Source organism: Mycobacterium sp. NGS67, assembly GCF_059812185.1.
The window spans coordinates 1-19178 of the sequence record NZ_JCALCF010000036.1 but is presented as its reverse complement, the minus strand read 5'-3'; the positions used below and the strand labels follow the sequence as shown (position 1 = coordinate 19178).

The window sequence follows — 19178 nt, the reverse complement described above, 5'->3', positions numbered from 1 at the left end:
GTGTCCACACCGGGACTTTTGTCCACACAACAGCGCGGTCTGGCACATGCGTGACTGTTAGCGTAGGCCGACACCCGCCACCATCTGGCGCATGGACATCCACACCGGCCTTTCGCCTGACAGCGGACTCGCGACCACCACCCAACTCCTGACCACGATGACCCGCAAGCGCCTTGCCGGACTTGTCAAGGCGGGCAAGCTCATTCGGGTCTGGCGCGGGGTCTACGGCCTCCGCGAACCTGACGTGCTGGACCAGCTGAAGGCGTTGGACCTGTTGGCTCGCGAGCCGATCGTCGCCTGCATGGGTACCGCGGCGGCGCTGTACGGCTTCGATACCGAGCGCACTTCGCGCCTCCACATCCTGGATCCGGGGGTGCGCATGCGACCGTCGCGGGGACTGATGGTGCATCAACGAGTCGGCGCGCCGCTGCGACGGGTGGAGGGCCGACTGGCGACCGCGCCGGCCTGGACGGTGGTCGAAGTGGCGCGGTCGCTGCGGCGCCCGCGCAGCCTGGCCACGCTCGACGCCGCTCTGCACATCGGGGCGTGCACCAGTGGCGAACTCACCGTGGCCATCCGCGAGCAGAAGGGCCGACGCGGGATCGTCCAAGTTCGGGAGCTGATCGGTTATGCCGACGGGCGTGCCGAGTCGCCGATGGAAAGCGAGGTGCGGCTGGTGTTCATCGACAACCAGGTGCCGACGGCCGAGCTGCAGTACAACATCGTGGACCAGTACGGCAGGGTGTGGCGGGTCGACTTCGCGTGGCCGGAGGCCATGGTGGTCGCTGAGTACGACAGCGTGCAATGGCATCTGGGTCGCGACGCGCTGTTGCACGACCGGTTGAAAACCGCGCGGCTGGGTGAATGTGGCTGGTTGACGATGCCGGTCACGGTCGATGACGTCCGCCACGACCCGGTCGGCCTCGCCGATCGCGTCAAGTACCACCTGGCGAGCAGACGCAAAAGCCCCCAAATTGCACCGCAATTGGGGGCTTTTGCGTCTGCTCGCGCAACGTAAGGCGACCGTGCGCGCACCTCAGCCGACCGTGAACTCCCGCGTCGTGGTGACGAACGGTTCGAGTCGGCCGTGGGTGTCGCGGGCGGTGTAGTGGTGCACGATCCGGTACTGCCCCGGCGGCGCATCGGCGGGGATGTCCCACCGGATGCGCACGCGTGAGCCGGCCCGACCGTCGCGCTGCCAGCGGAACGTCGTCGACCAGTCGCCGTCGTCGGCGACCCGCACCCACTCCTCGCCGTCGAGGCGGACGACCTCCAGGAATGTCCGGTTGCGGTGTAGGTCGTTGTTGGGATGTGCGCTGACGAACGCGGCCTCCACCGTCTCGCCGGGCCGGTGCGTTCCGGAGGGCTCGTCGAGGATCGCCCCGAACGAGCCGCTGTCGGCGGGTGCTTTCCGCAACCAGCTGCGCGGCTTGCGGGGTCGCGCTTTGCGGCCGGGAGCTACCGTTCGGCCGTCGCGCATCGCCTCGGCGAGTCCGGCGACGGTCTGCATCAGCGCGGGCAACTCCCACCGCCCGAACAGCGTGCTGCCGCCCTCGTACCGCTGTTCGAGGTATTCCTCGGGCGTGGTCACATAGTGCATGTAGGCATTCGAATAGCCAACGCAGAGCACGTCATTCAGCTCGGCACCGACGATCGAGGCCACTGTCCGACGCAACCGGAGCCCGGCCACGATGGTCGGTTCTCCCGGGATGGCGATCAAATAGAGTCGCCCGATCCGCAGCAATTGGACGGGTACGACTTCCTGGATGAAGGGCTGCAGCCGATTCAGCAGCCGCACCGGTATCACCATGCCCTTCGGGGCCTGCACCGATCCAACCGACTTGGCGAGGCGGTAGACGGTGTTGGATAGCCTGTCCCAGAACGGGTTTCGACCCTGACGGAATCCGTTGAAGCCTTCGCCCTCGTCGGTCCCGGCGAACATCGACGCGGCGATCATCGGCCGTCCGGTGCGGTGTTCGTCACCGTCGGGGGTGAATTCACCGCGCACCAGTACGGAACTGAGGTCCACATAGGTCAGCCGGGAGTCGAGCTCGTCGCCGATCGGCGTTCCGTTGCCCAATTGCGCTACCGCGTCCTCGAATTGGGACAACCCGATGCGCCGGGTGTTGCCGAGTTCCTCTTCCACGGTGCCCGGGCCGTAGGCGATCGGCCCCTCCACGTGGGGGCTGATGTCGCCGGGGTTGGTCTGGGCGAACGCGGCGATGAAGTCGGGCTGGCCGAGCAGGTAGTCCGCACCGTGCACCGCGCGCTCCCAGTGGTAGGCCGCGAAGCCCTTGTTGTCCCCGGAGATGAGCAGGTTGCGGTTGGTCATGCTGGTGCCGTGGGTGGCGAAGAAGTGGATCGCGCCCACGGTCCGATCGCCGCGATCGATGCGTATCAGGGTGGTGAGGGGGTCGATGCGGTCGGGGAAGAATTCCCGGTCCGACGACGGGTTGCGGTCGAACGACGAGGGCGACCTGTTGATGCTGGCGTCCTGCAATTGGCCGTGTGACAGCGCCACCTCGGCGGATGCCACGTCGTCGTGGGCGTGCCGGACCGACTCGACGATGCCGTCGACGATCGCCCCGAAGGTAGCCGGCCGGAAGCCGCTGGTCGTCAGGTTGTAGAGCAGGTGCCCGCAATATCCGCCGGGTCCGGAGTGGGTGTGGGTGGTGGTGATCAAGGTGTTGTGCGCCGCGTAGGTGTCGCCGTACGCCATCGCGAGTCGGCGCAGCACTTCGTCGGTCACGTTCTGCATCGGCAGCGGCAGTTCCGCGACCACCAGCAACAGCCGCCGCTGCCCGTCGTCGAAAACGAATGCGCGCGAACGCAATCGGAGGTGTATACCCGCGGTGCGCTGCTCGACCTTGCCGTAGCCCAGCATCCCGCATTCGGTGGCTTCACCGGTGATGTCGGCGATGCCGCGCCCGACTGACAGCATTGCCACCACCTCCACCTCGGCGTGCCTACGGACTCACACCTTAAGCGCAGTGACTGCCGGAACTCACTAAACTGGCCAAGTGCTTATCGGTTCACATGTCCGTGAAGACGATCCCCTGGCCGCCGCCGCTGCGGACGGCGCCGACGTGGTGCAGTTCTTCCTCGGTAATCCGCAGAGTTGGAAGAAGCCCAAGCCGCGCGACGACGCGGAGACGCTGAAGGCATCCGACGTGCCGCTGTACGTGCACGCTCCGTACCTGATCAACGTGGCATCGGCCAACAACCGCATCAGGATCCCGTCACGCAAGATCCTGCAGGACACCTGCGACGCCGCCGCGGCCATCGACGCGACAGCGGTGATCGTGCACGGCGGGCACGCCGACGACGACGACATGGAAGCCGGTTTCGAACGGTGGGTCAAGGCGCTGCAGTACCTCGAGACCGACGTGCAGGTGCTCTTGGAGAACACCGCCGGCGGTGACCATGCGATGGCCCGCTACTTCGACACCATCGGCCGGCTCTGGGACCACATTGGCGACACCGGCATCGGCTTCTGCCTGGACACCTGCCATGCGTGGGCCGCGGGCGAGGCGCTCGTCGACGCCGTCGAACGCATCAAGGCGTTGACCGGCCGCATCGACCTGGTGCACTGCAACGACTCACGCGACGCGGCCGGTTCGGGCGCCGACCGGCACGCCAACTTCGGCACCGGCCAGATCGACCCGGAGTTGCTGGTGGCCGTCGTGAAATCCGCTGACGCGCCGGTGATCTGCGAGACCGCCGACGAGGGCCGCAAAGACGACATCGCTTTCTTGCGAGAGCACGTCGGCGGCTGACGGCTTGGCGCGGCACGGGCATTACACCCCTTGTGCGGTTGTCGGGAAAATGTAACATTGTCCCCATGTCCGATACGCACGTCGTCACCAACCAGGTTCCGCAACTGGAGAACTACAACCCCGCGTCCTCGCCGGTGCTCATCGAAGCGCTGATCCGCGAAGGCGGGCAGTGGGGCCTGGACGAGGTGACCGAACTCGGTGCCCTCTCGGGTAGCCCTCAAGCCCAGCGCTGGGGTGAGCTGGCCGATCGCAACCGCCCCGTCCTGCACACCCACGACGGGGTCGGGCACCGCATTGACGAAGTGGAGTACGACCCCGCCTATCACGAGTTGATGCGCACTGCGATCGCGCACGGCCTGCACGGCGCGCCCTGGGCCGATGACCGGCCCGGTTCGCACGTGGTGCGCGCGGCCAAGACATCGGTGTGGACGGTGGAGCCCGGCCACATCTGCCCCATCTCCATGACCTACGCCGTGGTGCCGGCACTGCGGTTCAATCCCGAACTCGCGGCGGTGTACGAGCCGCTGCTGACCAGCCGCGAGTACGACCCGCAACTCAAGCTGGCCGTCACGAAGCCCGGCATCACCGCCGGCATGTCGATGACCGAGAAACAGGGCGGCTCGGATGTGCGCGCCGGCACCACCGAAGCGACGCCGAACGGCGACGGCACGTACAGTCTGCGCGGCCACAAATGGTTCACCTCGGCGCCGATGTGCGACATCTTCCTGGTCCTGGCCCAGGCGCCAAAAGGCTTGTCGTGCTTCATGCTGCCGCGCATCCTGCCCGACGGCACCCGCAACCGGATGTTCCTGCAGCGGCTCAAGAACAAGCTCGGCAATCACGCCAACGCCTCCAGCGAGGTCGAATACGACGGCGCCACCGCCTGGCTGGTCGGCGAGGAGGGCCGCGGTGTGCCGACCATCATCGAGATGGTCAACCTCACCCGGTTGGACTGCACGCTGGGCAGCGCCACCAGCATGCGCACCGGTCTCACCCGCGCCATCTATCACGCCCAACACCGAAAAGCGTTCGGCGCCTATCTGATCGACCAGCCGGCGATGCGCAACGTGCTGGCCGATTTAGCGGTGGAAGCCGAGGCCGCCACCATCGTGGCGATGCGCATGGCCGGAGCCACCGACAAGGCAGTGCGCGGCGACCAGCGCGAGGCGCTGTTGCGCCGCATCGGGCTGGCGGCCAGCAAGTACTGGGTGTGCAAGCGGTCCACCCCGCATGCCGCCGAAGCGCTGGAGTGCCTGGGCGGCAACGGTTATGTCGAAGACTCGGGCATGCCGCGGCTCTACCGTGAGGCACCGTTGATGGGGATCTGGGAGGGTTCGGGCAACGTCAGTGCGCTGGACACGTTGCGTGCCATGGCAACTCGGCCCGAATCCGTCGAAGTGCTGTTCGACGAACTGGCGCAGACGACCGGTCAGGACACCCGCCAGGACACCCACGTCGAGCAGCTGCAACGTCAGCTGACCGATCTGGACACCATCGAATACCGCGCCCGCAAGATCGCCGAGGACATCTGCCTGGCCTTGCAGGGATCGCTGTTGCTGCGGCACGGACATCCCGCGGTCGCCGAGGCATTCCTGGCCACCCGACTCGGCGGGCAGTGGGGCGGGGCGTTCGGCACCATGCCCACGGGTCTGGATCTGGCGCCGATCCTCGAGCGTGCCTTGGTGAAAGGGTGACGCACGCCATCAGGCCGGTCGATTTCGACAACCTCAAGACGATGACCTACGAGGTCACCGACCGGATCGCGCGCATCACCTTCAATAGGCCCGAGAAGGGCAACGCGATCATCGCCGACACTCCGCTGGAGCTCTCGGCGTTGGTCGAGCGCGCCGACCTCGATCCGAACGTGCACGTGATCCTGGTGTCCGGGCGGGGGGAGGGTTTCTGCGCGGGTTTCGACCTGTCCGCCTATGCCGACCGGACCGGATCGGCGGGCGGTGAAGGCAGTTACCGGGGCACCGTGCTGGACGGCAAGACCCAGGGCGTCAACCATCTGCCCAACCAGCCGTGGGACCCGATGATCGACTATCAGATGATGAGCCGGTTCGTGCGCGGGTTCGCCAGCCTGATGCATTGCGACAAGCCGACCGTCGTCAAGATTCACGGCTACTGCGTGGCCGGCGGCACCGACATCGCCCTGCACGCCGACCAGGTGATCACCGCCGCCGACGCCAAGATCGGCTACCCTCCCACCCGGGTGTGGGGTGTACCGGCGGCGGGCCTGTGGGCGCACCGGCTGGGTGACCAGCGCGCCAAACGCCTGCTGTTCACCGGCGACTGCATCACCGGTGCCCAGGCCGCCGAGTGGGGTCTGGCGGTCGAAGCGCCCGAGCCCGACGACCTCGACGAGCGCACCGAGCGACTGGTCGCCCGCATCGCCGCACTGCCGGTCAACCAGCTGATCATGATCAAGCTCGCGCTCAATGCCCCACTGCTGCAACAAGGTGTGGGCACCAGCCGGATGGTCAGCACGGTGTTCGACGGCGTCGCCCGGCACACTCCCGAAGGCCACGCATTCGTCGCCGACGCCGTCGAACACGGCTTCCGGGACGCCGTCAAGCACCGCGACGAACCGTTCGGCGACTACGGCCGGAAAAGCTCCCAGGTGTAGCGCCCATGCCGAAACCGCTGACCCGCATGACCGCTCGGTCGGTGGTGCTCAGCGTGCTGCTGGGCGCCCACCCCGCCTGGGCCCGCGCCAGCGAATTAATCACTCTGACAGCAGATTTCGGCATCAAGGAGTCCGCGCTACGGGTGGCGCTGACCCGCATGGTCGGTGCCGGGGACCTGATCCGTTCGGCCGACGGTTACCGGCTCTCGGATCGGCTGTTGGCCCGGCAACGCCGTCAGGACGAGGCCATGCGCCCGCGCACCCGGCCGTGGCGCGGCGACTGGCAGGTAGTCGTCGTCACCAGTGTGGGCATCGACCCGCGCAACCGCGCGGCGCTACGAAACATCATGCACGGCAAGCGCTTCGGTGAGTTGCGGGAAGGTGTCTGGATGCGCCCGGACAACCTCGACCTGGAACTGGACACCGATGTCGCCGCGCGGGTGCGGGTGCTCACAGCGCGCGACGAGGCGCCCGCCGAGTTGGCAAGACAGTTGTGGGACCTGACCGAGTGGGCCGCCGCCGGGATCAGACTGCTCGACGAGATCGCGCAAGCGACCGATGTCCCGGGCCGGTTCGTGGTGGCCGCTGCGGTGGTACGCCATTTGCTGACCGATCCGATGCTGCCCGACGAACTGCTGCCCGACGACTGGCCGGGCGCCCGATTGCGCTCGGCCTACCACGATTTCGCCACCGAACTGGCACAGCGACGTGACGACCCGAGGCGACAACTCCAGGAGGCGACATGAGTGATCTGGTGCGGGTGGAACGCGACGGCCCGGTGATCACCGTCAGCATCAACCGGCCCGAGGCGCGTAACGCGGTCAACGGTCCGACGGCGGCGGCGCTCTACGCGGCCTTCGATCAATTCGATCGCGACGAAACCGCCGCCGTCGCCGTGTTGCGCGGCGAAGGCGGAACCTTCTGTGCCGGAGCGGATTTGAAGGCCTTCGGCACCCCGCAGGCCAACGCGGTGCACCGTACCGGGCCGGGCCCGATGGGTCCGTCGCGGATGATGTTGTCCAAACCGGTGATCGCCGCGGTCGACGGCTACGCGGTGGCCGGCGGCCTGGAACTGGCGTTGTGGTGCGACCTGCGGGTGGCCGGGGAGGACGCGGTGTTCGGCGTGTTCTGCCGCCGCTGGGGAGTGCCGCTCATCGACGGCGGGACGGTGCGGCTACCGCGGCTGATCGGGCACAGCCGGGCGATGGACATGATCCTCACCGGCCGCGCGGTCAACGCCGACGAGGCACTGGCCATCGGGCTGGCCAACCGGGTGGTGCCCAAAGGGCAAGCGGCACAAGCCGCCCAGCAGCTGGCCACCGAACTGGCCGCGCTTCCGCAGCAGTGTCTGCGGTCGGATCGATTGTCGGCGTTGCACCAGTGGGGGCTGCCCGAGTCCGCCGCCATGGACCTCGAGTTCGCGAGCATCTCCCGGGTCGCCGGTGAGTCGTTACGGGGCGCGGCGAGGTTTGCCGCCGGGGCGGGCCGGCACGGGGCGCCGGCGAGCGGTGCCGCCGAACAGTAGCGGTCAGCCGCCCTTGGTCACGGTGTTGTTGGGACCCAACTTGTCCACCTTCGGGTCACCGTTGCGGTAGGTGACGGTGTTGTCCATTCCGCCCACCCGGATGCGTTTGGTGACGTTGTCGATGGTGATCTTGTTGTTGCTGCCGATCACGCTCACCGTCTCGCAGGTGCCGTTGACGGTCAGCGTGTTGTCCCCGCCGGTCACGTTCAGCGACTTGCCTTCTTCGCAGGAAATGGTGGCGGTCTGCCCCATGTACGCGTAGACGACGGTGTCGCCCACCTCGACCGAGGTGCTCAAAGTGGGGTTCTCGTCTGTGGACTCGGCGGTCCCACTGCTTGCCGAGGAAGAAGACTTGCTCGAGGCCGACGACGACGACGTCGTGCCGTTGCCGCCCGGGGGCGAGGCCGTCGAACTGCATGCGACCACTCCGCCTGCTGCCGCGATGGCCAGCGCGCCGACCAATGCTGCCGCTCGCGATGCCGGAGACGAGTGACCAGATGTGTTGGGGCGCATAGTTACTCGATTCTCTTCCTATTTCTGGGCCCCTAGGGGCCGACCCGCTGGATTCGGTTGGTCATGCCCAGTTCGCGGCCGCGGTCCCAGATGACGGGATCGCCGTTGTGGAAGTACACCGTCCCGTCGTAGCCGTACACCGTGATGTCGTTGACGACGGTGTCGGCGATGACGGTGTTGGAGGTCCCCATCATCGTGACCGCCCAGCAGGTTCCCTTAGCGGTGATGGTGTTGGAGGTCCCGTTGACGAAGAGCGTGGAATCGTTGCAGTCGATGGTGGTTTCGACGCCCTGGCCGGTGATGTGGGTGTCGCCGTTCTTGGCGTGCGCCAGGGGTGCGACGACAATGGTGACTGCGGCCAGGGCCGCGGTTCCGGCGGCGGCCGTCCATCTCACGGCGAGCCCCCCTTCGCTGGGCGGGTGATGTGGGTCTGAGCCTACGTGCAATCGCCGGTGGGACGACAGACCCAAACCGGATAACCACGCATGGTGAAACGGTGGGCGCGCGGACCGGTCAACTAGAGTCATTAGTCATGGCAGCTCAGCCGGATGCACCGTCGACCGGTGGCCGTGCGCGCGGCGGGAGGTCCGGAGCCCGCCAGGCCAAGCTGAGCCGCGACGGCATCGTCGACGGTGCGCTGACCTTCCTGGACCGCGAAGGCTGGGATTCGCTGACCATCAACGCCCTGGCGACCCAGCTCGGGACCAAAGGGCCCTCGCTGTACAACCACGTCGACAGCCTGGAGGACCTGCGCCGGGCGGTGCGCATCCGGGTCATCGACGACATCATCACCATGCTGAACCGCGTCGGCGAGGGCCGCGCCCGCGACGACGCCGTCCTGGTCATGGCCGGCGCCTATCGCAGCTACGCCCATCACCACCCGGGCCGGTACTCCGCGTTCACCCGGATGCCGTTCGGCGGTGACGACCCGGAGTACTCGGCGGCGACCCGCGGCGCGGCCGGTCCGGTCATCGCCGTCTTGTCGTCCTACGGCTTGCAGGGTGACGAGGCGTTCTACGCCGCGCTGGAGTTCTGGTCGGCGATGCACGGCTTCGTGTTGCTGGAGATGACCGGGGTGATGGACGACATCGACACCGACGCCGTGTTCACCGACATGGTGCTGCGGTTGGCGGCCGGGATGGACACCCGTACCGCCCGCTAAGCGCTTATACGCTGGTAGAACCCGGGCCGACGGCCATTTTGACCTGTCAGACCGGGGGCGGGTAATGTGGTGGCTCGTGCCTGGCGGCTTACGGCGCCTGACGTAAGGGAACGAATGCCGGGCTAATTCGCATGTCCATGATGCATCGGATTCTTTTGCCGGTGCTGAGCGCGTGCGACACGCCCGGACGCGGGGTAACGCGCGCGGGCATAACTGCAGTACAGAGACTTGACGTTGAACGAGAACAGAGAAAGCCGGTAGATGCCAACCATTCAGCAGCTGGTCCGCAAGGGTCGTCGCGACAAGATCGCCAAGGTCAAGACCGCGGCCCTGAAGGGCAGCCCGCAGCGTCGTGGCGTGTGCACCCGCGTGTACACCACCACCCCGAAGAAGCCGAACTCGGCGCTTCGGAAGGTCGCCCGTGTGAAGCTGACCAGCCAGGTTGAGGTCACGGCCTACATCCCCGGTGAGGGCCACAACCTGCAGGAGCACTCGATGGTGCTGGTGCGTGGCGGCCGGGTGAAGGACCTGCCCGGTGTGCGCTACAAGATCATCCGCGGTTCGCTGGACACCCAGGGCGTGAAGAACCGCAAGCAGGCCCGCAGCCGTTACGGCGCCAAGAAGGAGAAGAGCTGATGCCGCGCAAGGGGCCCGCACCCAAGCGTCCGCTGGTCAACGACCCGGTGTACGGGTCGCAGCTGGTCACCCAGTTGGTGAACAAAGTTCTGCTGAAGGGGAAGAAATCGCTGGCTGAGCGCATTGTCTATGGTGCGCTCGAGCAGGCCCGCGACAAAACCGGCACCGATCCCGTCATCACCCTCAAGCGCGCTCTCGACAACGTCAAACCCGCCCTGGAAGTGCGCAGCCGCCGCGTCGGTGGTGCCACCTACCAGGTCCCCGTCGAGGTGCGCCCGGACCGGTCCACGACGCTGGCGCTGCGCTGGCTCGTCGGCTTCTCGCGGCAACGTCGGGAGAAGACGATGGTCGAGCGCCTGGCAAACGAGATCCTGGATGCCAGCAACGGCCTGGGAGCTTCCGTCAAACGGCGCGAGGACACCCACAAGATGGCCGAGGCGAACCGCGCGTTCGCGCACTATCGCTGGTGACGGGATCCCGCGAGTGCGACCGATAGCGAATCACTGAGCAACGAAAGAGTGGGAAGACTTCTGTGGCACAGAAGGACGTTCTGACCGACCTGAGCAAGGTCCGCAACATCGGCATCATGGCGCACATCGATGCCGGTAAGACCACGACCACCGAGCGCATCCTCTACTACACCGGCATCAGCTACAAGATCGGTGAGGTGCACGACGGTGCCGCCACCATGGACTGGATGGAACAGGAGCAGGAGCGGGGCATCACCATCACCTCCGCCGCTACCACCACGTTCTGGAAAGACCACCAGATCAACCTGATCGACACCCCTGGGCACGTGGACTTCACCGTCGAGGTGGAGCGCTCGTTGCGGGTTCTGGACGGCGCGGTCGCGGTGTTCGACGGCAAGGAAGGCGTCGAGCCGCAGTCCGAGCAGGTCTGGCGGCAGGCCGACAAGTACGACGTACCGCGCATCTGCTTCGTCAACAAGATGGACAAGATCGGCGCGGACTTCTACTTCTCGGTGCGCACGATGGAGGAGCGCCTCGGCGCCAACGTCATCCCGGTCCAGCTGCCGATCGGTTCGGAGAGCGAGTTCGAGGGCGTCGTCGACCTGGTGGAGATGAACGCCAAGGTGTGGCGCGGCGAGACCAAGCTGGGGGAGACCTACGACACCGTCGAGATCCCGGCCGACCTGGCCGAGCAGGCCGAGGAGTACCGCACCAAGCTGCTCGAAGCCGTCGCCGAGACCGACGAGACGCTGCTGGAGAAGTACCTGGGCGGCGAGGAGCTCACCGTCGAGGAGATCAAGGGCGCGCTGCGCAAGCTGACCATCAGCTCCGAGGCGTACCCGGTGCTGTGCGGCAGCGCGTTCAAGAACAAGGGCGTGCAGCCCATGCTCGACGCCGTCGTCGACTACCTGCCGTCGCCGCTGGACGTGCCGCCGGCCATCGGGCACGTGCCGGGCAAGGAAGACGAAGAGATCACCCGCAACCCGTCGACCGAGGAGCCGTTCGCGGCGCTGGCGTTCAAGGTCGCCGCGCACCCGTTCTTCGGCAAGCTGACCTACGTCCGGGTTTACTCGGGCAAGGTCGACTCCGGCTCGCAGGTCATCAACGCGACCAAGGGCAAGAAGGAGCGGCTGGGCAAGCTGTTCCAGATGCACTCCAACAAGGAGAACCCGGTGGACACGGCTTCGGCCGGTCACATCTACGCGGTGATCGGTCTGAAGGACACCACCACCGGCGACACCCTGTGCGACCCGAACAACCAGGTCGTGCTGGAGTCGATGACCTTCCCCGATCCCGTCATCGAGGTGGCCATCGAGCCCAAGACCAAGAGCGACCAGGAGAAGCTGAGCCTGTCGATCCAGAAGCTCGCCGAGGAGGACCCCACCTTCAAGGTGCACCTGGACCAGGAGACCGGCCAGACCGTCATCGGCGGCATGGGCGAGCTGCACCTGGACATCCTGGTGGACCGGATGCGCCGCGAGTTCAAGGTCGAGGCCAACGTCGGCAAGCCGCAGGTGGCCTACAAGGAGACCATCCGGCGCAAGGTGGAGAACGTCGAGTTCACCCACAAGAAGCAGACCGGCGGGTCCGGCCAGTTCGCCAAGGTGCAGATCTCCCTGGAGCCGTTCACCAGTGAGGACGGGGCCACCTACGAGTTCGAGAGCAAGGTCACCGGTGGGCGCATCCCGCGCGAGTACATCCCGTCGGTGGATGCCGGTGCGCAGGACGCCATGCAGTACGGCGTGCTGGCCGGCTACCCCTTGGTGAACTTGAAGGTCACCCTGCTCGACGGCGCCTTCCACGAGGTCGACTCGTCGGAGATGGCGTTCAAGATCGCCGGTTCGCAGGTGCTGAAAAAGGCTGCGCAGCAAGCGCAACCGGTCATCCTGGAACCGATCATGGCCGTCGAGGTCACCACACCCGAGGACTACATGGGTGACGTGATCGGCGACCTGAACTCCCGCCGTGGCCAGATCCAGGCCATGGAGGAGCGGGCGGGTGCGCGCGTCGTGAAGGCGCACGTGCCGCTGTCGGAGATGTTCGGCTACGTCGGCGACCTGAGGTCCAAGACTCAAGGCCGGGCGAACTACTCCATGGTGTTCGACAACTACGCCGAAGTACCGGCGAACGTGTCGAAGGAAATAATCGCCAAGGCGACCGGCGAGTAGGCTGGCCCGGTTACCACCGCGGCACAACCAGAAAAACAAACACTGCTTTTTTAAGCACCAACAGTCCAGGAGGACACAGAAGTGGCGAAGGCGAAGTTCCAGCGGACCAAGCCCCACGTCAACATCGGGACCATCGGTCACGTTGACCACGGCAAGACCACCCTGACCGCGGCTATCACCAAGGTCCTGCACGACAAATATCCGGACCTGAACGAGTCGAAGGCGTTCGACCAGATCGACAACGCCCCCGAGGAGCGTCAGCGCGGTATCACGATCAACATCGCGCACGTCGAGTACCAGACCGAGAAGCGTCACTACGCGCACGTCGACGCCCCCGGCCACGCCGACTACATCAAGAACATGATCACCGGTGCCGCCCAGATGGACGGCGCGATCCTGGTGGTCGCCGCGACGGACGGCCCGATGCCGCAGACGCGTGAGCACGTGCTGCTCGCCCGTCAGGTGGGTGTGCCCTACATCCTGGTCGCGCTGAACAAGTCGGACGCGGTCGACGACGAGGAGCTGCTCGAGCTCGTCGAGCTGGAGGTCCGCGAGCTGCTGGCCGCCCAGGAGTTCGACGAGGAAGCCCCCGTCGTTCGGGTTTCGGCGCTCAAGGCGCTCGAGGGTGACGCCGACTGGGTCAAGTCCGTTGAGGACCTGATGGACGCCGTCGACGAGTCGATCCCGGACCCGGTCCGCGACACCGACAAGCCGTTCCTGATGCCCGTCGAGGACGTCTTCACCATCACCGGTCGTGGCACCGTGGTGACCGGCCGTGTCGAGCGCGGTGTTGTGAACGTGAACGAGGAAGTCGAGATCGTCGGCATCAAGCCGACCAGCACCAAGACCACGGTCACCGGTGTGGAGATGTTCCGCAAGCTGCTCGACCAGGGTCAGGCCGGTGACAACGTCGGTCTGCTGCTGCGTGGTGTCAAGCGTGAGGACGTCGAGCGCGGCCAGGTCGTGATCAAGCCCGGCACCACCACCCCGCACACCGAGTTCGAGGGCCAGGTCTACATCCTGTCCAAGGACGAGGGCGGCCGGCACACGCCGTTCTTCAACAACTACCGTCCGCAGTTCTACTTCCGCACCACCGACGTGACCGGTGTGGTGACGCTGCCGGAGGGCACCGAAATGGTGATGCCCGGTGACAACACCAACATCTCGGTGAAGCTGATCCAGCCCGTCGCCATGGACGAGGGTCTGCGGTTCGCGATCCGGGAAGGTGGCCGCACCGTCGGCGCCGGCCGGGTCACCAAGATCATCAAGTAGCGTTCCTGCGCGACCAGACGCAAAAGCCCCCGAAAACTTGCGTTTTCGGGGGCTTTTGCGTCTTCTCGCCCACCCATCTTGTGATCGGTAGCCGCGGCGTAGAAGCTACTGTGACGGCAACTTTCCGGCTCAATGAGGGGTGGTCACATGCTGGCGCGCTACATCAAGATGCAGTTGCTGGTGCTGTTGTGCGGCGGACTGGTCGGGCCGATATTCCTGGTCGTCTACTTCTTCATGCCATTCCAGGACGTGCTGTCCTGGATGTTCTATGTCGGCTTGCTCATCACCGTGGCAGACGTGTTCATCGCCCTCGCCCTGACCAACTGGGGCGCCAAGTCGGCCGCCAAATCGGAGTTCCTCGAGCAGCACGGCGTGCTGGCACTCGCGCAGATCGTGGGCCTGACCGAGACCGGGACCCGGATCAACGAGCAGCCCCTGGTCAAGGTACATCTACACATCTCCGGGCCGGGCATCGCGCCGTTCGACAGCGAGGACCGGGTCATCGCCAGCATTTCGCGACTTGGTGTGCTGACCTCCCGTAAGTGCGTCGTCTTGGTGGATCCCGCCACCAATCAATACCGAATCGATTGGGAGCGAAGCGCTTTGGTCACCGGACAGATGCCGGCCCAGTTCACCATCGAGGAGGACAACCGGACCTATGACCTCAGTGGGCAGACCGAGCCGTTGATGGAGATCCTGCAGATCCTCAAGGCCAACAACGTTCCGCTCAACCGCATGGTAGATATCCGGTCCAATCCCGTGCTGCGCCAGCAGGTTCTGGCCGTGGTGCGGCGGGCGGCCGGTCAGCAGCCCGTTCAGCAGGGCGCGGCGGTGGCCGCGGAGTTCGCGGTCCCGCAGGCCTCGATCGCCGACCGGCTGCAGGAGCTCGACTCGCTGCGCGCCGACGGTGTGCTCAACGACCAGGAATACGCCAGCCGGCGCGCGCAGATCATCGCCGAGATCTGAACTCACGACGCCGAGGGCCGGCCGCTTGGGGCCTCGCGAGCAGACGCAAAAGCCCCGTTTTCGTGCCGAAAACAGGGGCTTTTGCGTCTGTTTGCCGGATAGGAGGGCGGACTAGAACACGTTTCAGTTTCGCTGTTAACCTGACCGGATGGGATCTCTCGAAGGACGCGTCGCGTTCATCACCGGCGCGGCCCGCGCCCAGGGCCGGTCGCACGCGGTACGGCTGGCGCGCGAAGGCGCCGACATCATCGCCTCCGACATCTGCGCGCCGGTCTCGGACACCATCACCTACCCGGCAGCCACGCCGCAGGATCTCGACGAGACCGTCGCCGCGGTGGAAGCCGAGGGCCGAAAGGTGTTGGCGCGTCAGGTCGACGTCCGTGACGACGCGGCGCTGCGGCAGCTGGTGTCCGACGGGGTCGAGCAGTTCGGCCGCCTGGACATCGTGGTGGCCAACGCCGGTGTGCTCGGTTGGGGACGCGTGTGGGAACTCACCGACGAGCAGTGGGACACCGTCATCGGGGTCAACCTCACCGGCACCTGGCGCACGCTGCGCGCCGCGATTCCGGCGATGATCGAGGCCGGCAACGGCGGCTCCATCGTGGTGGTCAGCTCGTCGGCCGGTCTCAAGGCGACCCCGGGCAACGGCCACTACGCGGCCAGCAAGTACGGCCTGACCGCGCTCACCAACACACTGGCGATCGAGCTCGGCGAATTCGGCATCAAAGTCAACTCCATCCACCCCTATTCGGTCGACACCCCGATGATCGAGCCGGAGGCGATGATGGAAGTGTTTGCCAAGCACCCTCGCTTCGTGCACAGCTTCCCGCCAATGCCTATGCAGTACAAGGGATTCATGACCGCCGACGAAGTGTCCGACGTCGTCGTCTGGTTGGCCGGCGACGGTTCCGGCACGCTCTCGGGCACGCAGATTCCCGTGGATAAGGGTGCCCTAAAGTACTGACCAGCCAGCGTGCTATGAACTCCACGTGACCAACAACGGAATCGTGATCGTCGGGGGTGGACTCGCCGCCGCCCGGACCGCCGAGCAGTTGCGCCGCGCGGAGTACGAGGGCCCCGTCACCATCGTCAGCGACGAGGTACACCTGCCCTACGACCGGCCGCCGCTGTCCAAGGAAGTGCTGCGCAGCGAGGTCGACGACGTGGCGCTCAAACCTCGCGAGTTCTACGACGAGAAGGACATCACCCTGCGGCTGGGTTCGGCGGCCACCGGTCTGGACACCGCAGCCAAGACCGTGACACTGGCCGACGGAACTGCCCTCGGTTACGACGAACTCGTCATCGCCACCGGTCTGGTGCCCCGGCGGATTCCGAGCTTCCCCGACCTGGAAGGGGTCCGGGTGCTGCGGTCGTTCGACGAGAGCATGGCGCTGCGCACGCATGCTTCGTCGGCAACCCGGGCGGTCGTCATCGGCGCCGGCTTCATCGGCTGCGAGGTGGCGGCCAGCCTGCGCGGCCTGGGGGTGGACGTGGTTCTGGTCGAGCCGCAACCCACTCCGCTGGCGTCGGTCCTCGGCGAGCAGATCGGCGCGTTGGTGACGCGCCTGCACCGCGACGAGGGCGTCGACGTGCGGACCGGACTCGGGGTGGCCGAGATTCGCGGTGACGGGCACGTCGACACCGTGGTGCTCACCGACGGCACGGAGGTGTCCGCGGACCTGGTGGTGGTCGGCATCGGGTCGCACCCGGCGACCGATTGGCTCGACGGCAGCGGCGTCGAGATCGACAACGGCGTGATCTGCGACGAGACCGGCCGCACCAGCGCACCGCATGTCTGGGCGCTGGGTGATGTGGCGTCTTGGAAGGATGCCACGGGACATCAAGCGCGCGTTGAACATTGGAGCAACGTCGCCGACCAGGCCCGCGTCGTGGTGCCCGCCCTGCTGGGGCGGGAGGTGCCGACGGTCGTCGTCGTCCCGTACTTCTGGAGCGACCAGTACGACGTCAAGATCCAGTGCCTGGGCGAGCCGGAAGCCACCGACACTGTGCACATCGTCGAGGACGACGGGCGCAAGTTCCTGGCGTACTACGAGCGTGACGGTGTGTTCGTCGGCGTCGTGGGCGGCGGACTGCCCGGCAAGGTCATGAAAGTGCGCGCCAAGATCGCCAACGCGACGCCGATCGGGGAGATGCTCGGTTAGCTGGCGAGCAGACGCAAAAGCCCCATTTCCCGCGGGAAATGAAGGGCTTTCGCGTCTGCTCGCGCCATCAGAACTGACCCAGGTAGAACCGCGATCCCTGGTCGTCGGCGCATTCGGCGGACAGTCCGTAGGGCTGCCGCGACGGTTCGGCCAGCACCGTGCCGCCGGCTTCGCGGACCCGCTGTACCGCCGCGTCGATGTCGGCGACGGTCCACATCGGCACGATGCTCGGGCTTGCACTACCGCCGGCGGCGCCCGACATCGGGTGCGCGTTCTGTACCGCCCAGCCGTCGGCGACGCGGCCCGGCTCGAACGTCCACCCCAGCACCCGGCCGTAGAAGTCGCGGAACGCCTCGGAGTCTGTTGCCTCGTAGGTGAGGTAGGACACCTCGCCCGGCCCAGATCCGTTGAGCTGCGGTCGTTTACGTCCCGGTGCTGCTTCGAAGACCGCGAAGGGTGCGCCTTGGGAGTCGATCGCGTCCAGGACGGTGCCGTGCGCGGTCTGACGTGCGTCGCCGGTCCTGCCGCCGGCTTCGGTGATCGCCGCGCGGACGGCCGCCAGGTCGGTGACCGCGTAGCAGCAGAACAAGGTCGGGGGACCGTCGTGACTGACGATGCCGGTCGGCAGATCCGTGTTGGTCACCTGATGAGAGTCGCGATCGTAGGTCCAGCCCAGCACGTGACCGTAGAACGCGGCCGCGCGGTCGGCGTCGGGCACCCGCACGGCGATGTAGCCGACGTCGCCGTGCCGGATGGGTGCGCCAACCGGGCCGGTGAGCATCCACCGGTGGCCGAACGGGTCGACGATGGTGGCGTTGCGTGATCCGTGGCTCTCCTCGATTTCGCGCACGACGTCGGCGCCGTGCTCGCGTGCGCGCTGCAGCGCCGTGTCGGTGTCCTCGACCGCCAGCATCAGGCTCACCGAAACCGCGCCCGGCGCAGGAGCTTTCAAACCCAATTCGGGATACTCGTCGGCCAGGTAGAGCACCCCACCGGCCAGAGCGATCTCCGCGTGCCCAATTCGCCCGTCCGGCATCACGATTGGTTCGCCCACCAGCACGCCGCCGAGCGCATCGGTGTACCAGGAGATCGCGGCCCGCGCGTCCGCGACGCACAGGTAGGGCAGCGCCGCCGGGCGCGGGACCACCGTCACGTCCAGTTCAGTAGTGCTCATGTCGATCCTCTCTACGGGTAGTGCCAAAGCGGACTCCAACCGGCGGCGCAGTCGGGCCGCGAATGCCGGATCGGGTTGCACCGGAAGGTCTTCGGTGTGCAGCACGTGCAGCGGGTCGGGTCGACTCATGACGTGCCCCCTTCCGGATATTGTTGTCTGAACGCCCTTTTCGCGCGGACCAGCAGCGCCTCGGTGGCATGCACAGTGCGCCCGATCAATTCGGCGCATTGCCCGACGGTGCAGTCGTCCATGTAGCGCAGCACCAGCACCGTGCGATGTGAGTCGCTCAACCGGGTCAGCACGCTTTCGGCGACCAACCGGTCCAGCTCGGCGTCCCACTCGTCGAGAGACTCAGCGGGCGGGTCGGCGACCGGTTCGGGATCCTGCTTGCGCCGATAGTGATCGGCCAGCTTGTGTCGCGCCACACCGAGCAACCACGGAACCCCGACCGGGGCACGGTCGTCCTTCCGCGCGGTCTGCAGAGCGGCCAAGAACGTTTCGGAGGTCAGATCCTCGGCCGTCCCACGATCGCGGCAGCGGCGGACGAAGTACCCGTACACCACGGGTAGTGCCGTGTCGTACAACGCCAACAGCGCGCGGGCTGCATCGCCATAGCGGTCCGATTGGGCGCTCACACCCTTATCGTCGCGTCGGCGCCGCGAAATCCGACGCCCAGGCTGCGGAAAAGTTGGCGAGCAGACGCAAAAGCCCCCATTTCGTGCCGA

20 protein-coding genes are annotated in these 19178 nt (G+C 66.5%); 15 read left to right on the top strand and 5 right to left on the bottom strand.

Annotation, left to right across the window (positions count from 1 at the left end; genetic code table 11):
- Positions 1-91 precede the first annotated feature (91 nt).
- The gene (locus AC5Y4D_RS23985; protein WP_500038390.1) at positions 92-1018 is read left to right on the top strand and encodes a type IV toxin-antitoxin system AbiEi family antitoxin; all 927 of its coding nucleotides are present in this window, start codon (positions 92-94) and stop codon (positions 1016-1018) included.
- An 18-nt stretch (positions 1019-1036) separates the two neighbouring features.
- On the opposite strand, the gene AC5Y4D_RS23980 is transcribed toward AC5Y4D_RS23985, so the two are convergent.
- A complete protein-coding gene (locus AC5Y4D_RS23980; protein ID WP_500038391.1) occupies positions 1037-2941 on the bottom strand; it encodes a neutral ceramidase in 1905 nt (634 codons plus the stop codon).
- A 79-nt stretch (positions 2942-3020) separates the two neighbouring features.
- On the opposite strand from AC5Y4D_RS23980, the gene AC5Y4D_RS23975 reads away from it, so the two are divergent.
- From AC5Y4D_RS23975 to AC5Y4D_RS23955, 5 genes are all read left to right on the top strand, one after another.
- The gene (locus tag AC5Y4D_RS23975) at positions 3021-3776 is read left to right on the top strand and encodes a deoxyribonuclease IV (RefSeq protein WP_500038389.1); all 756 of its coding nucleotides are present in this window, start codon (positions 3021-3023) and stop codon (positions 3774-3776) included.
- Positions 3777-3841: 65 nt separating this feature from the next.
- Positions 3842-5470: an acyl-CoA dehydrogenase family protein gene (locus AC5Y4D_RS23970; protein ID WP_499993028.1), complete on the top strand. Its 1629-nt coding sequence runs from the start codon at positions 3842-3844 to the stop codon at positions 5468-5470.
- Positions 5467-6405 carry a crotonase/enoyl-CoA hydratase family protein gene (locus AC5Y4D_RS23965; RefSeq protein WP_499944391.1) on the top strand — a complete coding sequence of 313 codons (939 nt, stop codon included), beginning with the start codon at positions 5467-5469 and terminating at the stop codon, positions 6403-6405. Before AC5Y4D_RS23970 ends, AC5Y4D_RS23965 begins: the two co-directional genes overlap by 4 nt.
- 17 nt (positions 6406-6422) lie before the next feature.
- Positions 6423-7151 carry a PaaX family transcriptional regulator C-terminal domain-containing protein gene (locus AC5Y4D_RS23960; RefSeq protein WP_499993063.1) on the top strand — a complete coding sequence of 243 codons (729 nt, stop codon included), beginning with the start codon at positions 6423-6425 and terminating at the stop codon, positions 7149-7151.
- Positions 7148-7930, top strand: a complete 783-nt coding sequence (locus AC5Y4D_RS23955) for a crotonase/enoyl-CoA hydratase family protein (protein WP_499993030.1) — start codon at positions 7148-7150, stop codon at positions 7928-7930. The genes AC5Y4D_RS23960 and AC5Y4D_RS23955 overlap by 4 nt, the downstream gene beginning before the upstream one ends.
- Before the next feature lie 3 nt (positions 7931-7933).
- Here AC5Y4D_RS23955 and AC5Y4D_RS23950 read toward each other — a convergent pair whose 3' ends face one another.
- Positions 7934-8227 carry a DUF3060 domain-containing protein gene (locus tag AC5Y4D_RS23950; protein WP_499944393.1) on the bottom strand — a complete coding sequence of 98 codons (294 nt, stop codon included), beginning with the start codon at positions 8225-8227 and terminating at the stop codon, positions 7934-7936.
- Position 8228: 1 nt separating this feature from the next.
- On the opposite strand from AC5Y4D_RS23950, the gene AC5Y4D_RS23945 reads away from it, so the two are divergent.
- Entirely contained in the window at positions 8229-8423 is a 195-nt protein-coding gene (locus AC5Y4D_RS23945) for a hypothetical protein (RefSeq protein WP_499993034.1), read from the top strand.
- 52 nt (positions 8424-8475) lie between these two features.
- On the opposite strand, the gene AC5Y4D_RS23940 is transcribed toward AC5Y4D_RS23945, so the two are convergent.
- Positions 8476-8838 (bottom strand): DUF3060 domain-containing protein, encoded by a 363-nt coding sequence (locus AC5Y4D_RS23940; RefSeq protein WP_499993037.1) that lies wholly within the window; start codon positions 8836-8838, stop codon positions 8476-8478.
- Between the two features lie 137 nt (positions 8839-8975).
- On the opposite strand from AC5Y4D_RS23940, the gene AC5Y4D_RS23935 reads away from it, so the two are divergent.
- The 8 genes from AC5Y4D_RS23935 (at position 8976) to AC5Y4D_RS23900 (ending at position 17279) form a co-directional block, all read left to right on the top strand.
- Positions 8976-9605: a TetR/AcrR family transcriptional regulator gene (locus AC5Y4D_RS23935; RefSeq protein WP_499944396.1), complete on the top strand. Its 630-nt coding sequence runs from the start codon at positions 8976-8978 to the stop codon at positions 9603-9605.
- A gap of 261 nt (positions 9606-9866) precedes the next feature.
- Entirely contained in the window at positions 9867-10241 is a 375-nt protein-coding gene (rpsL, locus tag AC5Y4D_RS23930) for a 30S ribosomal protein S12 (protein ID WP_007167812.1), read from the top strand.
- Positions 10241-10711 (top strand): 30S ribosomal protein S7, encoded by a 471-nt coding sequence (gene rpsG / locus AC5Y4D_RS23925; RefSeq protein WP_416892010.1) that lies wholly within the window; start codon positions 10241-10243, stop codon positions 10709-10711. Before rpsL ends, rpsG begins: the two co-directional genes overlap by 1 nt.
- Positions 10712-10773: 62 nt before the next feature.
- The gene (fusA, locus tag AC5Y4D_RS23920; RefSeq protein WP_499944397.1) at positions 10774-12879 is read left to right on the top strand and encodes an elongation factor G; all 2106 of its coding nucleotides are present in this window, start codon (positions 10774-10776) and stop codon (positions 12877-12879) included.
- A gap of 81 nt (positions 12880-12960) precedes the next feature.
- Positions 12961-14151 carry an elongation factor Tu gene (gene tuf / locus AC5Y4D_RS23915; protein WP_499944398.1) on the top strand — a complete coding sequence of 397 codons (1191 nt, stop codon included), beginning with the start codon at positions 12961-12963 and terminating at the stop codon, positions 14149-14151.
- A gap of 147 nt (positions 14152-14298) precedes the next feature.
- Positions 14299-15117, top strand: coding sequence for an SHOCT domain-containing protein (locus AC5Y4D_RS23910; RefSeq protein ID WP_499993040.1), 819 nt, complete (start codon positions 14299-14301; stop codon positions 15115-15117).
- Positions 15118-15265: 148 nt separating this feature from the next.
- A complete protein-coding gene (locus tag AC5Y4D_RS23905; RefSeq protein WP_499993042.1) occupies positions 15266-16081 on the top strand; it encodes a mycofactocin-coupled SDR family oxidoreductase in 816 nt (271 codons plus the stop codon).
- 25 nt (positions 16082-16106) lie between these two features.
- The gene (locus AC5Y4D_RS23900; RefSeq protein ID WP_499993044.1) at positions 16107-17279 is read left to right on the top strand and encodes an NAD(P)/FAD-dependent oxidoreductase; all 1173 of its coding nucleotides are present in this window, start codon (positions 16107-16109) and stop codon (positions 17277-17279) included.
- A gap of 67 nt (positions 17280-17346) precedes the next feature.
- Here AC5Y4D_RS23900 and AC5Y4D_RS23895 read toward each other — a convergent pair whose 3' ends face one another.
- Positions 17347-18582 carry a VOC family protein gene (locus tag AC5Y4D_RS23895; RefSeq protein WP_499993046.1) on the bottom strand — a complete coding sequence of 412 codons (1236 nt, stop codon included), beginning with the start codon at positions 18580-18582 and terminating at the stop codon, positions 17347-17349.
- Entirely contained in the window at positions 18579-19088 is a 510-nt protein-coding gene (locus AC5Y4D_RS23890; RefSeq protein WP_499993048.1) for an RNA polymerase sigma factor, read from the bottom strand. The genes AC5Y4D_RS23895 and AC5Y4D_RS23890 overlap by 4 nt, the downstream gene beginning before the upstream one ends.
- Between the last annotated feature and the right edge of the window lie 90 nt (positions 19089-19178).

Excerpts from the sequence above, each read along its gene's own strand:
- AC5Y4D_RS23985 (WP_500038390.1), top strand. The coding sequence starts at position 92 with ATGGACATCCACACCGGCCTTTCGCCTGACAGCGGACTCGCGACCACC.
- AC5Y4D_RS23980 (WP_500038391.1), bottom strand. The coding sequence starts at position 2,941 with ATGCTGTCAGTCGGGCGCGGCATCGCCGACATCACCGGTGAAGCCACC.
- AC5Y4D_RS23970 (WP_499993028.1), top strand. The coding sequence starts at position 3,842 with ATGTCCGATACGCACGTCGTCACCAACCAGGTTCCGCAACTGGAGAAC.
- AC5Y4D_RS23955 (WP_499993030.1), top strand. The coding sequence starts at position 7,148 with ATGAGTGATCTGGTGCGGGTGGAACGCGACGGCCCGGTGATCACCGTC.
- AC5Y4D_RS23935 (WP_499944396.1), top strand. The coding sequence starts at position 8,976 with ATGGCAGCTCAGCCGGATGCACCGTCGACCGGTGGCCGTGCGCGCGGC.
- rpsL (WP_007167812.1), top strand. The coding sequence starts at position 9,867 with ATGCCAACCATTCAGCAGCTGGTCCGCAAGGGTCGTCGCGACAAGATC.
- rpsG (WP_416892010.1), top strand. The coding sequence starts at position 10,241 with ATGCCGCGCAAGGGGCCCGCACCCAAGCGTCCGCTGGTCAACGACCCG.
- AC5Y4D_RS23910 (WP_499993040.1), top strand. The coding sequence starts at position 14,299 with ATGCTGGCGCGCTACATCAAGATGCAGTTGCTGGTGCTGTTGTGCGGC.
- AC5Y4D_RS23905 (WP_499993042.1), top strand. The coding sequence starts at position 15,266 with ATGGGATCTCTCGAAGGACGCGTCGCGTTCATCACCGGCGCGGCCCGC.
- AC5Y4D_RS23895 (WP_499993046.1), bottom strand. The coding sequence starts at position 18,582 with ATGAGTCGACCCGACCCGCTGCACGTGCTGCACACCGAAGACCTTCCG.